9 protein-coding genes are annotated in these 15,218 nt (G+C 41.9%); 6 read left to right on the forward strand and 3 right to left on the reverse strand.

The annotated features are described in order from the left end of the window. Positions 1–4 precede the first annotated feature (4 nt). The gene (locus SYN7509_RS0209820; RefSeq protein ID WP_148297966.1) at positions 5–4,462 is read right to left on the reverse strand and encodes an amino acid adenylation domain-containing protein; all 4,458 of its coding nucleotides are present in this window, start codon (positions 4,460–4,462) and stop codon (positions 5–7) included. Positions 4,463–4,841: 379 nt separating this feature from the next. After that, on the reverse strand, positions 4,842–5,450 hold the full coding sequence (locus SYN7509_RS0209825; protein WP_009634053.1) for a MiaE family protein: 609 nt from the start codon (positions 5,448–5,450) through the stop codon (positions 4,842–4,844). A 147-nt stretch (positions 5,451–5,597) separates the two neighbouring features. Here SYN7509_RS0209825 and SYN7509_RS0209830 point away from each other — a divergent pair, with 147 nt between their 5' ends. The 5 genes from SYN7509_RS0209830 to SYN7509_RS0209845 all read left to right on the forward strand — a co-directional run bounded on the left by SYN7509_RS0209830 (position 5,598) and on the right by SYN7509_RS0209845 (position 10,438). Next, on the forward strand, positions 5,598–6,338 hold the full coding sequence (locus SYN7509_RS0209830; RefSeq protein ID WP_009634054.1) for a metallophosphoesterase family protein: 741 nt from the start codon (positions 5,598–5,600) through the stop codon (positions 6,336–6,338). Between the two features lie 387 nt (positions 6,339–6,725). Further along, entirely contained in the window at positions 6,726–7,769 is a 1,044-nt protein-coding gene (locus SYN7509_RS25560) for an RNA-guided endonuclease InsQ/TnpB family protein (RefSeq protein ID WP_009634056.1), read from the forward strand. Beyond that, on the forward strand, positions 7,750–7,992 hold the full coding sequence (locus tag SYN7509_RS30970; protein ID WP_227501548.1) for a transposase: 243 nt from the start codon (positions 7,750–7,752) through the stop codon (positions 7,990–7,992). Before SYN7509_RS25560 ends, SYN7509_RS30970 begins: the two co-directional genes overlap by 20 nt. Before the next feature lie 106 nt (positions 7,993–8,098). Further along, positions 8,099–9,562, forward strand: a complete 1,464-nt coding sequence (locus SYN7509_RS0209840; RefSeq protein ID WP_009634057.1) for a dihydrolipoyl dehydrogenase family protein — start codon at positions 8,099–8,101, stop codon at positions 9,560–9,562. Between the two features lie 48 nt (positions 9,563–9,610). Beyond that, positions 9,611–10,438 (forward strand): metallophosphoesterase, encoded by an 828-nt coding sequence (locus SYN7509_RS0209845; protein ID WP_009634058.1) that lies wholly within the window; start codon positions 9,611–9,613, stop codon positions 10,436–10,438. A gap of 478 nt (positions 10,439–10,916) precedes the next feature. Here the strand turns inward: SYN7509_RS0209845 and SYN7509_RS0209855 are convergent, their stop codons facing one another. Continuing rightward, on the reverse strand, positions 10,917–11,609 hold the full coding sequence (locus SYN7509_RS0209855; protein ID WP_009634059.1) for a hypothetical protein: 693 nt from the start codon (positions 11,607–11,609) through the stop codon (positions 10,917–10,919). Between the two features lie 281 nt (positions 11,610–11,890). Here SYN7509_RS0209855 and dpdE point away from each other — a divergent pair, with 281 nt between their 5' ends. Further along, complete coding sequence (gene dpdE / locus SYN7509_RS0209860; protein ID WP_009634060.1) at positions 11,891–15,190, forward strand: protein DpdE; 3,300 nt, start codon at positions 11,891–11,893, stop codon at positions 15,188–15,190. Positions 15,191–15,218: the final 28 nt, after the last annotated feature.

Below are 15,218 nucleotides of genomic sequence, written 5' to 3' on the forward strand. Positions count from 1 at the left end.
CCTCTTAATTATTTAAAAATTGCGGAGTTTTTAAGAAATCGCTATCAACAAAATAAGACAAGTACTTTTGTAGCAAGCTAGAGTCAACTACAGGACAGTGGATGGCACTATCGGTTAGACCATCAACGGTGTTTTGACAGTCAAACGATTGCGACCCCAACCACATTCTCTCTATATAAGTCAGAGATTCTGTAGAGGTCTTCACCGTAAACAGAGATGATAAAGGACTTAAAGTATTCTCTTGAGACTTAGTATTTAGTAAAACCGTTTGCCACTGGTCATAGGCAATTTGCTCCATTGGATAACCGAAAGTTTTAATTTCTTTGATTAGTTGGCGTAAAGGTAATGATTGAGGGTTAGTTAAATGAAAAGCTTTGCCTATTGAGGCTTCTTGTCTCGATAAACAGACGATCGCCCTAGTAACATAATCTACAGGAGTGAGATTAATTAACAAATCTATTTCCGGCGCACCTTCCAGTTGAATAAAACTTTTAATCATCCTGCCTATCAGGTCGTCGGTCTTAGAAATACCTGTTTGACTATGCCCTGTAATCATGCCTAATCTGTAAATAGAAACAGGAATTCCCCGCTCACCTGCTGCCATTACTAACTTTTCAGCTACCCATTTACTTTGGGCATAGCCATTAGTAAGATCCTGACAGTAAGCTAACTTATCTGGTTCTTTAATTACTTTCATTTGGGCATAAGCAGAGGAAAGAAAAACATCAAGGGTAGAAATAAAATGTACGGGTTTTGTTTTGATTGCACTTGCCAATCTTAAAACTTCTTGAGTTCCCGAAACATTCGCACTTCGTAAGGCGACGTAGGGATAAATTAAATTAACGAAAGCCCCATTGTGATATATTCCATCTATTTCCTTGGCTAGTTCTTGGAACTGCTGTTCAGTTAGCCCTAAAAGTGGCTGTGCCAAATCTCCTATTACTGGAACAATTCTAGAACTAAGCTGTGGTTCCAAAAATCCTAAATAGTGTTCTAAATTGCGGCAGATTTTTTGCTTGCCAGACTCAGGAGTTGAAGCACGGACAAGACAATAAATGCTGGCTTCGGTCTGCTGTAGTAGTTCGTGCAGTAAAAAAGCACCGATAAAACCTGTTGCTCCTGTCAAGAACACTCGCTGCGGTTCTTTGATTGGCTCATAGGAGGGAGTAGCAGCACAAATTGTTGGATCTAAAACAGCTTCGGCGTGTAAATCTACGTCGCCAATATTGGGTGTAGTAGGGGAATCTGTGGAGTGCAGAAATTGAGTAATCTCTTGCGCAAGTCCAGCGATAGTAGGTACTTGGAACAAAGATAGTAGAGGTAAATCAACATGAAGAATTTCTTTGATTTGGAAGAGCATCTCAACAGTAAGTAAAGAATGTCCTCCTAGGTCAAAAAAGTTATCGTTGATTCCTATTAAGTCGACTCCTAACACTTGAGTCCAAATCGCTGCTACTTGATTTTCTATCAAAGTACGAGGTGCAACAAAAGCCTCTAACAACATTGGTCTAGAGTGGTTCGGTTCGGGAAGACTTCGCCTGTCTACTTTCCCGTTAGGAGTAAGCGGTAAGCTATCAAGCAGGACAAAAGCCGAGGGAACCATATATTCGGGCAGTTTGTTTTTGATTAAAATACGTAGTTGAGCAACTAGATTACTTGCATCTTTTGCTGGCAATTGATTAGTATAAGCATTCCAAGGCATAGGAGTAAATTCACTCTCGCGCCCGTAAACTATACTGCTGCTATGTGCCGGAATTTGCTTTGAGCAATGGTGCTGAAACACCGCATCATAGCTAGCAGATCCCCTTGAACTAGACCAATTGATGTGAATGGTATAAGGCAACTCTTGGCTCAAATTCCATAAATCTTCAGGATCTAGCGCCCTAGTGTGCTGAGTCGTTTTTGCGATCGCAGCCTGTAAATCTTTCACAGTTAAATAGCGATCGCTATTTATTAGTAATTCCCCGGCGGTCATATCTAATAAAATCCTGGCATTTTTGATTCCAGTAATTACCAGATTTTCCGGTTGAGTGTCCATCAAGTGTTGACGAATCGCTGGTAATGTTAGCTCCTGCTGCCATTCCAGCCAATTAGAGGAATTGGGCGCAACATATTCCTCTGATGGATTATTGGTTACAGTTCCTATTTGCAAGATCACATCGTAGCGGAAACAAGTTAGCTCGTTTTGATGGCAACCGCGCTTGAGTTGAATTTGAACGTTGCTAATTTGGGGAAGATGGTGTTTAAGAGCCGTAAAGAACGCCGGATCGATTACTAACTCTTTGTCTTGTCCCATCCGCTCTTGAATGCGTTGCTGGAGGTAAGTAGTAGGCGTAGAACTATCAGCTTGATATAGCTGCACTGATGTATGGAAAGCTTCTAGTAATTGTAGATTGCGGACATCGCCAATAAAAATGTGACCTCCCGATTTGACGGCTTTAACAGCACTTTCCAAGATACCTACTAAATAATTAATGCTGGGAAAATACTGAATTACAGAATTGAGTATTATTGTATCGAAGGTTTCTGGCTCTACATCCTCAAAAGCCTCGGCGGCGGCTTTCTGCTCTAGCGTCACCTGTGACCAATCCTGCGGACTGCGCTGCAATTCGCGATCGAGGTAATAAACAGCTTCTGGGGCAAGATCCGTACCCAAGTAACGAGAGCAGTGGGGAGCAATGCGAAATAGCAGTAGCCCTGTACCACAACCGATTTCCAATACGCGCTTGGGGTGTAAAGATAGAATTCGCTCTACTGTGCGCTCAATATACTCGTGCATCTCCTGAACTGAGGTCGGCTGAAGGGTATAACTATTCTTCCAGCCAATAATATTAAATGTTGGATCTTGCCAAGTATTTGATTGGCTGTAGGTTTCATTCCATATTTTCTGCCACTGCCAAGTTGATTCAATATTATTAGATATTTCTACAGGTAAATGCTGTGGCGATGACGGTTGTAGGTTTGGCACTACATAGGCAACTAGGCGTTTGTCCTCTGACAAATCTTGGCGACCAATTACTACAGATTCTCCTACCGCCGGATGCTGGTTGATAACTGTTTCAATTTCTTCCAATTCAATTCGGAAACCACGAATTTTAACTTGATTATCGATCCGCCCCATTAACTCAATGTTGCCGTCTGGTAGATAGCGAGCTAAGTCTCCAGTTCTATACAGGCGATCGCCTCGTTCCTTGCTGAAGGGATTAGGAATAAATTTTTCTTCGTTTTCAGGTCGGTTGAGATAACCTCTGGCTAAACCAAGACCGCCAATGCACAACTCACCCGGCGTTCCTACGGGTACAAGCTGGGGAGAGTCTCCCTGACGGCGTAGCAGACAATCTAGTAAATAAATTTGCGTGTTGGCAATAGGTCTACCTATAAGTATCCGACTATTACTATGTTCTACTTTATAAACCGTTGACCAAACAGTAGTTTCTGTAGGCCCATACATATTCCAAAGAGAATTTACTTTTTCTAGCAACTGATTTGCTAAGTCTCGATTTAATGCTTCTCCAGTACAAATAATTTTTAGCTGTTTGTTACCTTGCCACCCTGTTGCCAAAAGCATTCGCCAAGTAGCTGGAGTTGCTTGCATAAAGGTAGCGCCAGAATTTGCTATGCTCTTAGCAAGCTGTATTGGGTCAATAGCTACTTCACGGCTGACTAACACAATACAAGCGCCGACAATCAAAGGTAAATAAATATCTGGAGCAGCAATATCAAAGGATATAGTGGTAACTGCCAAAAGTACATCTTGCTTGCTCAGTCCCGGTTGCTGACGTACAGAATTTAACAAGTTGACTATAGATCCGTGTTCAATTTGTACCCCTTTCGGCTTTCCAGTCGAGCCGGAAGTATAGATAGTGTAAGCTAAATTCTTAGCTGTTACTTGGCTATTTGGATTATCGATACTTTGCCCTGAAATTGTTTCCCAATCAGTATCAAGGCATACTACTTGCGCTGCCAATACTGGCAGCCGATGGAGTTGATTTTGCTGTGTTAATAGCACTGGCATTTGTGAATTTTCGATCATGAATGCCAAGCGATCTTGAGGATAGGCTGGATCTAATGGCACGTAAGACCCGCCAGCTTTGAGGATGCCTAAAAGTCCTACGACCATATCAAGACTTCGCTCTACGCAAATTCCCACCAGTACCTCTGCTTCCACATTGAGCGTCTGTAAATAGTGTGCTAGTTGATTGGCACGGCAGTTTAATTCCTGGTAGGTAAGTTGTTTGTCCTCAAAAATTACCGCGACATTGGTGGGTGTTAACTTGACCTGGGACTCAAACCACTGATGGATACATAGGTCTTTGAGGTAATCGCCTTGGGTGTCGTTCCCTTCCACGAGCAACTGGTGTAATTGTGCTTGTGTCAATAGCGATCGCTCTAAAGGTTGTTGGTTGATGCTGTCAATGGGATGCTCTTTCATAGTCTCAACTTCTCGATTATTTTTAGTCACTAATATGTTCTCGATCGCCAAAGTAATAAGTGTGAAGCTACGGTTATAAACCTTGTATTTCTAAAGACTTCTTAGACTTGTTACTTGAATTGCCCAACAGTTGCTAAAAAGTATGACTACTTACGCAGTCATACTTACGGCTTGGCTGGTTATACATATAGTTCCCAAATAAAGTAGCAATCTCACAGGCAAATTGAAATTATTACCCATTACCCATTCACCAACGCTCTAGCGTAAATCATCAACTAAGGGTGAATTTTCTCGTTTTAGATCGCTGCAATCAAGTTAACTCCTAAGCCAAACCGTTTGTGAAGGTTATAGTAGCGTTCGGTTTCAATGCGAAAAATCTTTGCAAGGTCAATATTGGGGATTGGGGAGCTTAACTATGAATCCTTGGTTCAAAGTAGAGTGTGGCGAGAATTTCGCTCTCAAAAACGGCTAATTCTTCCCTTCGCTTGCCGACAACTTTACTATCAAAGTAGGTTTCTGCTAGTAGCCAGTAGATACCGTAATGCCGGGCTTCCGATGCCATTAAGCTACGATAAAATTGAGCAAGTTCTGGCTGCGGCAAATGTTCAGCTAATAACCCCAATCGCTCATGACTGCGGGCTTCAATTAAACCAGAAACTAGCAACGAATCTAATAGACGATCGCTTTGCTGATGGCGAATTTGAGTTTTTAACTTAGCAGCGTAGGGCGGCGAGGAAAGATTACCTAAAGGAATACCCCGTTTTTCTAGCCATTGATTGACTTGCTCAAAGTGTTCTAACTCCTCACGGGCGATCGCTGTCAGTTTGCGAACTAGGAGTGTATGGGAGGGATAACAAAACATCAAGTTTATGGCTACACCCGCCGCTTTGCGTTCGCAATGAGAATGATCGAGCAAAATAATGTCTAAGTTGGCGATCGCTTGGTTTACCCATTCCGGGCGCGTTGGCTGCTTTAAAACGTTAATTGTAGCTGTTACTTGAGATACATTTGTTGTCATAAATATTAAAAATTGTATATGTATTTATTAAGACGGAATTACAATTAAGGGTAGAGAGCTTAATTTATATTTATTTCTCGGAATTAAAGCTAAACAGGCTGTAGTAATAATATTCAGTTATTTTAAAAAACTAAGGATCGAATTGTAATGCAGGAAACAAGTAATCGTCGCATCGTCATTGGTGATGTACACGGTCACTATAACGGGTTAATGGGTCTATTGGAAGCGATCGCCCCTGGTAAAGAGGATGAAATCTATTTTATCGGCGACTTAATCGATCGGGGACCCCAAAGCTCAAAAGTAGTAGAGTTTGTCAAACAAAACGCCACAGGTTGTATATTAGGCAATCACGAGCAAATGTTATTAGATGTTGTAGGCGGCGGTGCTATGGCAGCCCAAGTACAGCAATCATGGCTTTATAGTGGTGGCTATGCAACTATTACTAGCTATCCAGATTCGACCATTCCCGAAGACCATCTAGAATGGATGAAAAAATTGCCTATTTACTTAGATTTAGGCGATGTTTTATTAGTTCATGCTGGGGTCGACCCCCGAATGCCCTTAGAAGCCCAAACTTCCGATCAGCTTTGCTGGATACGAGATGAATTTCATAGTATGGAAGAACCTTACTTTAGCGATAAATTAATTGTGATTGGTCATACGATTACATTTACTTTGCCTGGGGTTGTACCGGGTAAGCTTGCTCAAGGACAAGGTTGGATTGATATCGATACGGGAGCTTATCACCCTAAAAGCGGTTGGTTGACAGGATTTGATATTACAAATAATCAAGTATATCAATTCAACGTTCACCAGCAGCGCAGCCGGATTTTGACGTTGAAAGAAGCAGTAACAAGTATTGAACCTACAAAAGTTAAGCGTCGTTAAAGTAAACTTTTAATTTAAAAGCATTAAATAAATCAATATTTATAGTGTTATTAGTAATTATTCGGGCTAGGAGCTAGTTTAGCTTCTTCGCCGGAAGCCCCGCGCTGTAGTGTACTCAGTCAGCGACGGGATGGATAGGCGGGCAGCGACGATTGTATCCCCGATAAAGCCCGTGCTACGCTTCTACGGGAGAGGGGATATATGAGGAGTTGCCAACATATTGACACGATTGCCTATCAGTGTTTTTACATGGTCGCGCAACACTTCAGACATTGGTACACCAATAGATTCAGCATACCGTTTCAGTGCTTGAAGTTCGATATCTGAAAGCCTGACTCTTACTATATTTTCTCTACTCATAGTCCAATTATAGGTTATAATGTAGTTATGATTGTAGCCTATCAATACAAGTTGCGGCTGACATTACAGCAAACCATCGAAATTGACCGATGGTTATCAATGTTGTGCGCTCAGTACAACTACTTGCTGGCGGACAGATTTGATTGGTATGAGCGCAACCGCAGCCCCGTAAATGCTTGCCCGTTGGTGTGTCATTTGCCCGAACTGCGGGACAATCCAGACTATTACTCTCAAAAGAAAACACTACTCAATCTTAAAAAAACACATCCTTGGTACAGCGAGATTTACTCTCAAGTGCTGCAAGATGTGGTTAAAAGAGTAAAGGTTACTTTTGATAGGTTTCTTAAGGGCGACAGCAACGGAAAGCGTAGCGGTAGACCTCGTTTTAAGCAACGCAGCAGATATCGGACTTTCCTTTATCCTCAAGTAAAAGAAGGTTGTTTGGTAGGTAATTTAGTTAACTTACCGATGTTTGGTAAAGTTAAATTTATTTTGCATAGACCAATCCCTGACGGGTTTAAAATCAAGACTGTTTCTATTACTAAAAAAGCTGATGGTTACTATCTAACTTTAAGCTGCAAAGATGAGACTGTACCCACAATCAAACCTGATTTTAACCCAGAATCAATAACTGGAATTGATGTCGGACTTAAGGAGTTTTTAACAACTGCTCAAAACGAAACTGTTGCTATACCTCGGTATTATCGCAAAGCGCAAAAACGCTTAAAGGTAATCCAAAAACGGGTATCTCGCAGAAAAAAAGGAAGTAACCGCAGATTAAAAGCGGTTAAACAGTTGGGCAAGCAACATAAAAAAGTTGCAGATAAAAGAAAAGACTTTCACTTTAAAACGGCTAATAACCTACTCAAAAAATATGATGTAATTGCTTACGAAGATTTAAACGTTAAAGGCTTGGCTAAGACAAACAAAGCTAAGTCAATTCATGATGCTGGATGGTCAAACTTCCTGTCAATATTACAAACCAAAGCCGCAAAGCTCGCCGGGGGAAGCTTCCCCCGGCAGACTTTGCGAAAATGCTGGGTTATTAACTATTGCAGTCAGCGCCTATAATACCAGTCAAAATTGCTCTGCTTGTGGTGTCAAAGTCCCGAAAGAGTTGTCGGAACGCTGGCATACTTGCGCTTGTGGATGTAGCCTTGATCGAGATCACAACGCGGCAATAAATATAATGAATAGGGCTGAGGGTCAACCAGTCCTTAAAGCCAAGAGCCTCCTATGCGATAGCAGGATTGTCTTGGAAGCCCACACTGTACTTGGTACTCCAAGTCAGTGATGGGAGTTGTCACCTATAGGCAAGAAAAATAATGATTGACGACAATAAAGCGATCGCCTAACTTCTAAGCTAGGAATAAAGGTATTGCGATTAAAGGTAATAAATCATGGCTGTAGAATACGATGTAGTAGTTATTGGCGGCGGTTCTGGTGGTTTGGTGGTTGCAGGGGTCGCCGCCGCTCTCAACGCCAAGGTAGCGTTGATAGAAAAGCATCGTCTGGGTGGTGATTGCTTGTGGTATGGTTGCGTTCCGAGTAAATCATTGATTCATGCTTCTCGCTTGGCTTACCAGGTAAAAAATGCGGGAAGGTTTGGTATTTATAGCCAAAATGTATCTATTGATTTTGCTAAAGCGATTTCTCACGTGCAAAATGTGATCGCAAATATTGAACCCCACGATTCCCCAGAAAGGTTTGAAGGCTTAGGCTCAGAGGTAATTTTTGGCGATGGTGAATTTATAGATCGTCATACTTTTAAAATTAATGGCAGAAGTATTAAAGCTAGAGCTTTTGTGATTTCTACAGGCTCAAGACCTGCTATCCCGGATATTTCTGGACTTGAGGAAGCAGGATATATTACTAATGAAGAAGTTTTTTCAATTACCGAGCGTCCCGAAACTTTAGCAATTATTGGTGGCGGCCCAATTGGTTGCGAATTGGGGCAAGCCTTTTCTAGACTAGGTTCTGAGGTAGTAATTGTTGCAGGAGGCGATCGCCTTTTACCCCAAGAAGACCCCGAAGTTGCTCAAGTCGTAGCAACACAATTTGCTAGTGAACATATCCGCGTCCTGACTAAAACGCGCGTTGAAAAAGTAGAAGTTATTAACGGTAAAAAAGTGCTGTTTGCGGCAGGCGAAAAAATCGCTGAAGTAGAGCAAATATTAGTGGCGGCGGGAAGACAACCTAATGTTGAATCTCTCAACATTGAGGCTGCTGGTGTAGAAATGCGGCAAAAAGGTGAAGCTGGTTATGGGAACTCTGGTAGTAAAAAAGGTATTCGCGTTAATAGCAAACTTCAAACTACCAATCCCCGCATTTATGCCTGTGGTGATGTGATTGGCGGCTATCAATTTACTCATGTCGCTAGTTACGAAGCCAATATTGTCTTAAAAAATGCGCTGTTTTTACCTGTAATTAAGGCGGATTACCGGGTAATTCCTTGGGCGACCTTTACCGACCCGGAATTAGCACGGGTGGGTTTAACGGAACAACAAGCGCGATCGCGTTACGGTGATGATATTCAGATAGTTAAACAAGAATATGCTGATGTTGACCGCGCCCAAGCGGAGGCTGCAACAATAGGATTTGCCAAAATTATTGTCCGGCGCAACGGGCAAATTCTGGGCGCTCACTTGGTGGGAGAATCGGCGGGAGAGTTAATTGCTGAAATTGTTTTAGCGATGTCCCACAACCTCAAAATATCGGCTCTAAGTGGCATTCATATCTATCCTACTTTGTCAGAATTAAACAGTAACGCCGCCTTTGCTCTCACTCAGCAAAACTATGAAAAAAGCCTCAGACTGCAAAACTTATTACAAAAGGTGTTTCAATTACTACGAGCATTCGGCTAAGTTTTGGTAAGCTAGAATCGCTACGGTAGAGGAGTAAATTTAGCCTGTATGCACCGGATATTATCAGGAGCGTTGAGCAGTGAAAAATTGACCGTGGCGATCGCAAATCTGCCGCCGTCATTACAAGGTACGAAGCTAGTACAACTGTCAGATTTGCACTATGACGGTTTGCGGCTGTCGGAAAAAATGTTAGAGCAAGCAATTTCTGTTGCTAACGAAGCAGAACCCGATTTAATTGTTTTAACGGGCGATTATGTAACAGACGATCCCGCTCCTATTCATCAACTGGTATTGCGACTCAAACATCTGCAAAGCCGCGCTGGTGTATACGCAGTTCTGGGAAACCACGATATTTATTACAAAAATTCTCAAGCCGAAATTACTCAGGCGCTAACGGGGGTTGGTATTCCTGTGTTGTGGAATCAAATTGCTTACCCTTTAGGTCAACAATTACCAATTGTAGGATTGGCTGATTATTGGTCGAAAGAGTTTGATATCAAGCAAGTTTTGAGCCGATTGGACGCAGATACACCCCGCATTGTTTTGTCACACAATCCCGATACGGCGGAACTGTTGAAAAAATGGCGTGTAGATTTGCAATTATCTGGTCATACTCATGGGGGTCAAATTCTGCTTCCTGGGATTGGTCCGGCGGTGACTTTATACAAAAGTTTTCGTCGCAAACTTTCTAAGTCTGCGCGTCGTCGAATACCGTTTATGCAAAAAGATTGTGCGAAAGTCGTTCGTCATTGGGAATGGGCGCAAGGTTTTCACCAAGTCGGCACAAATCAATTGTATGTAAATCGCGGTTTGGGGACTTATTTTCCAGGGCGATTGTTTTGTCCGCCGGAAGTGACGATTATTACCCTTATATAGTCACAAAAGTTTAACCCGCCGCGCTACTGTGGTGAAGAAATAAGTAGCAATTCGGCGGGTTATTGAAGGATGGAATGGTTTTAAACGAACTCAAACAGTTAACTCTAATAAGGTGGACTTTTTCTCGCAACTTCAATTTAACTCGTGCATCCCTGCGTTCTAAATAAACAGTAACCTTGGCAGTGGATTAACGTACCTCCCATAACAACACTCATTCACGGACTTGAGTAAATTAAATGTTTGGATGCTACAAGGAAGTTCTAGCGAGGTGACGGGCGCGGGAGGCACGGGCGCTTGTCAAAAGGGTTTATTTGTTGTGCCTGTATTTAAACTAACATTAGTATTTTCTTTACTAGCCCTTAAGTTACTAAACTTGACTAGCATTTATATATTGCAATTATTGATAAGATTTCTTAACTAAAAAGTCTTCTCTAAATTTAGAGAAGACTTTAAAAGCTATCTAATTGTTGATTGAGCGTTAGTTAGGACTATTTGTAGCCGGAGTTTCGGTACTAGATTCTGTAGTAGTCGTGCTATTTTCGGTTGTAGTCGTGTCTTGCATATCTGGACTGATAGAAGTATCGCTCTTAGCTGGTGCTGTTTCAGTAGTGGTTGTACTTTGGGTATTGGAACTGCTAGAAGTATCGCTCTTAGGTGGTGCGGTTTCCGTTGCTGGGGATGGCTGCGTGACTGGAGGAACAGTAATATTAATATTCTGGTCTGGAGTCGCCGCAGAGGGTTGAGGCGCGGGAGCAGTTTGTTGTTGAGGAACGGGTACTACAACTTCTTTTTCGATAGTTCTAATTTCGGTTTTAGTTTCAGGAACGGGGCTAGGCTCGGCTCTATTGGGGACAGGAACAACTACCGGAGTAACAGGATTGACATCATTACTTTGGTTTGCAAACCATACCGCACCCGCCGTTAAAGCTGCCAAAGATGCCAACAAAATACCGATTAATAAACCGCGTCCAGCATTTTCATTATCGCGGGCAACTAACCCATCTTCTTGATAGCGTTCAGCAACTTGACCGTTAACATAACCATCTTTATAGGCATTAGCGCCATTTACAGTTTCCGTAGTTTTGGTAACGTTAGTCTGTCCGTCAGTGTCGCTGTATGTTTCTTTACGTACTTCACGCCCGTAGTTTTGTGGATCGTTTGAGTTAGCCATGGGTTTATATAACTTCCTTTTTAGTTAAAATTAGCAACTTGTAAAAATACTTTTATTCGTATTTTTATGTTTTATTTGTTACTTGCGTTTCTGTTGTTATTAGAATAACTTTTGCGATCGCCCAATTGGCTCTACCTACAGATGGGATTAGATCGTCTATCTAAGGACTGATTACGATCGCAAATAATTAATGTTGCATCCCTAATTTTTGAACTGCAAGTTGGTAGTTTCTGCTCAATTTAGGGAATCCTATAGATAGAGAAAATATTAATTAACCTTATATGACTACTGCTATCGAGTTTGGTTGTTTGGTGCGATCGCGCAATTCAATGTTAGGAGTTGGCAAAGTTACAGAAATAACTCCCGATGATGCGGTTATTGAGTATTTTTGCTCCCTAGGGCGACGCATTCATAAAACCTTACCTTTAGACTCGCTGCAAAGAGTTAGGCTTCCCAAACAGACGCGGTGCTATCTGTATGTAAAAGACAAAGACACCTGGACAATTGGGAGAGTTTACGCGGAGGACAACTATGAGTATCAAATTGATTTGCCTGATCGCCAGACAATAGTAGCCACGGAGCAAGAAATTTATGTACGATGCGATCGCCCGATTACAGATCCCATTGAAATATTGGCGATGAAGGGACACGAAACGCCTTATTTTCATAATAAGCGATCGCGTTTTGTTCAATGTCTGCTAAAACAACGGGCGGTTAGTCGCGGAATGACCGGACTTATCTCTGCAAATATTGCCCTTTATCCCCATCAAGTAGAAGTCGTCCGGCGGGTACTTGAAGACCCCATTGGGCGCTACTTGTTGGCGGACGAGGTGGGACTAGGAAAAACTATTGAAGCGGGTGCTATATTGCGGCAATACTTGCTAGACGAGCCTCGCGGACAAGCATTAATCGTAGTTCCTCAATACCTTTTAGCGCAATGGCAGCAGGAGTTAGAAACTAAGTTTTATCTCTCCAACTTTGCCAAGCGGGTACAGTTAATTGCGGTGGAAGATTGGACGCAAATTAGCCGTAAAGATATTAAATTTCTGATTTTGGATGAAGCACACCACATTGCAGCAATGGCTTCATCTTCAAGTAAGGTACAAAATCAGTGTTTTGAGACTTACAAACAACTTGCTCATAAGTGCGATCGCTTGCTCTTATTATCTGCAACCCCGGTTTTAAATCACGAGCAGGATTTTTTAACAATGTTGCATCTGCTCGATCCTACTACTTACAAGCTTGAAGATTTAGCAGGTTTTCAAGCCAAAGTGTCGAAGCGTCAGGAAATTGGTGGAGTTTTGCTGGCTTTTAAAGCTGGTGCAAAACCCGTTGTTTTAACTAAAAAAATTGACCAACTACAAAAACTCTTTTCTGATGACACTTACTTACTAAATCTTCTCAACCAGTTGCAGCAACAAGAATCTGCTGACGAACTAGATAAAATGGTGCAGGTAATTCGCAACCATATTAGCGATACATATCGACTACACCGCCGGATGCTGCGTAACCGCCGCGCTACCGTTGAAGATGTAATTTTTGACCGCAATGCTATACCCAAAACCGAATATGACTTAGACGATCGCACACATCAAATTCACGAACTATTAGAGGAATGGCGAACAGTTGCACCAAAAGGACAATATACTCGGATTTTCTTACTATTATTTCGCGCCGCCGGAACTTGGTTAGGAGTATTACAAGCAGTTATTACGGCGCGTTTAAAGGGCGTATCCAATGCAGATTTAGTTAAAGATTTTGACAGCGAAGATGTGCGTCTTTTGGTTGAAACTCCTAAGTTTTCAGGAGAAACGGAGATTTTGCAAGCTTTACTGAAGATTTTGCAACAACCATCAGAAGACGGCGATCGCCTAGAATTATTGCAAACTATTTTGCTCTACCACCTCTCAGAAGTTCTCAAACTCCAGTCATATCAAAGAGATATTGCTAAATTGCTGGAGCAAGTACAAAAAAGAATTGATAGACCGTTAAACAGCGATCGCCTACCGAAAATAATTATATTTACAAGCTTTGTGCAGACTTGCGCGGAACTTAATCGTTATTTGGTACAGGCTTTTGGGGAAAGTGCGATCGCAGTTCATCAATCTGGGACATCACGAGAAAAAGCTGAAGATAATATCAACCGATTCAAAAACAATCCTAAATGTTTTATCTTAATTAGCGATTTTTCGGGAGAAGAAGGACGCAATTTACAATTTGCTGATGGATTAATTCATTTTGACTTACCTTGGTCGCCCAATCGCCTCGAACAAAGATTAGGCAGAATTGACCGGATTGGGGGCAAAGTAGCCGTCAATTCTTGGTTATTAGCAGGGGTGGATTTGCCCGATAGTCCTCATCAGGCTTGGTATGAGCTACTAAAATCTGGATTTGGCATATTTACTCAATCGATCGCCAGCTTACAGTTTTATGTTGATGAAAAGTTACCAGAATTAGAAAATATCCTGTTTAATTCTGGCGCTAAAGGGCTAATAGAGGCGACTTCTCAAATTCAAACAGACATTGAAACTGAACAAGTAAAAATCAGCGAACAAAATGTTTTAGATGATATTGATGCAAACGATGAAAATGCGCTTAATTATTTCCAAGAATTAGAAACCTACGACGATCGCCACCAAGAATTGCAAAATGCTACAGAAAGCTGGCTATGTAGTGCTTTACAGTTTCTCCGCGTCGATAACCCCGATTTGGCCGGAGTTTGTGAATATAAGCCAAGCGATCGCACTCTAGTACCCGCTAACGTAATAGTTGAGCGCTTTTCTACTTCAGCAAAAAAACTTGGAACTTACAATCGCAGGTTAGCAAATAAACATTCTGGGATTGACCTTTACCGGATTGGCGAAGGATTTACAGAAAAATTAGCATCTTATATGTATTGGGACGATCGCGGACAAGCTTTTGCAATGTGGCGACACGACAAAGCATGGGATGCGGGGGAAGGTACAGAATGGCTAGGATTTCGCTTTGATTATACGGTGGAAGCTAATTTAACTTTTGCTAAAGATTCCCCTCTCAATAAGTTAGAGATTAAAACTCTTAGACGACGTGCAGATGCGTTGTTTCCACCCAAATTAGAGACAGTTTTTGTCAATGCGCGAATGGAGATTGTGGAAGATACAGGCTTATTAAATATCCTGCAACGTCCTTACTATGGCAAAGACAGCGATTACCGCGATTACAACTTGGCAAAAGACCGCTTATCAATTATTGATGAATTTATCGATCCGGGTAAATGGTCTAACTTCTGCAACTTGGCGCGGAAAACTTCAGAAAAATTATTACGCGATCGCCCAAGTTTTAACGAAGTCTGCGATCGTTGCGCCAAAGTTGCAACTTTAAAACTAGATAACCGCCTCAATCAGCTTCAATTGCGCCTCAACCGAGTATCAGAAGCAACGGCTAATTCTTCTTTATTAGCTGAAGAACTTGCCAACGAAACCACGATTAGCCAAGCCTTAGTTGAGGGAATACAACGCCCGCGTCTCAAACTTGATTCGGTGGGATTCATTATAATTTCTGGGCGATCGCCTGTCGGGGAAAAGGAGGCGAAGGGATGGTGATTAACTCTTTTCAAGCACTCCAATACTT

This window comes from Synechocystis sp. PCC 7509 (genome assembly GCF_000332075.2).
In the GTDB taxonomy this organism is placed as follows: domain Bacteria; phylum Cyanobacteriota; class Cyanobacteriia; order Cyanobacteriales; family Chroococcidiopsidaceae; genus Aliterella.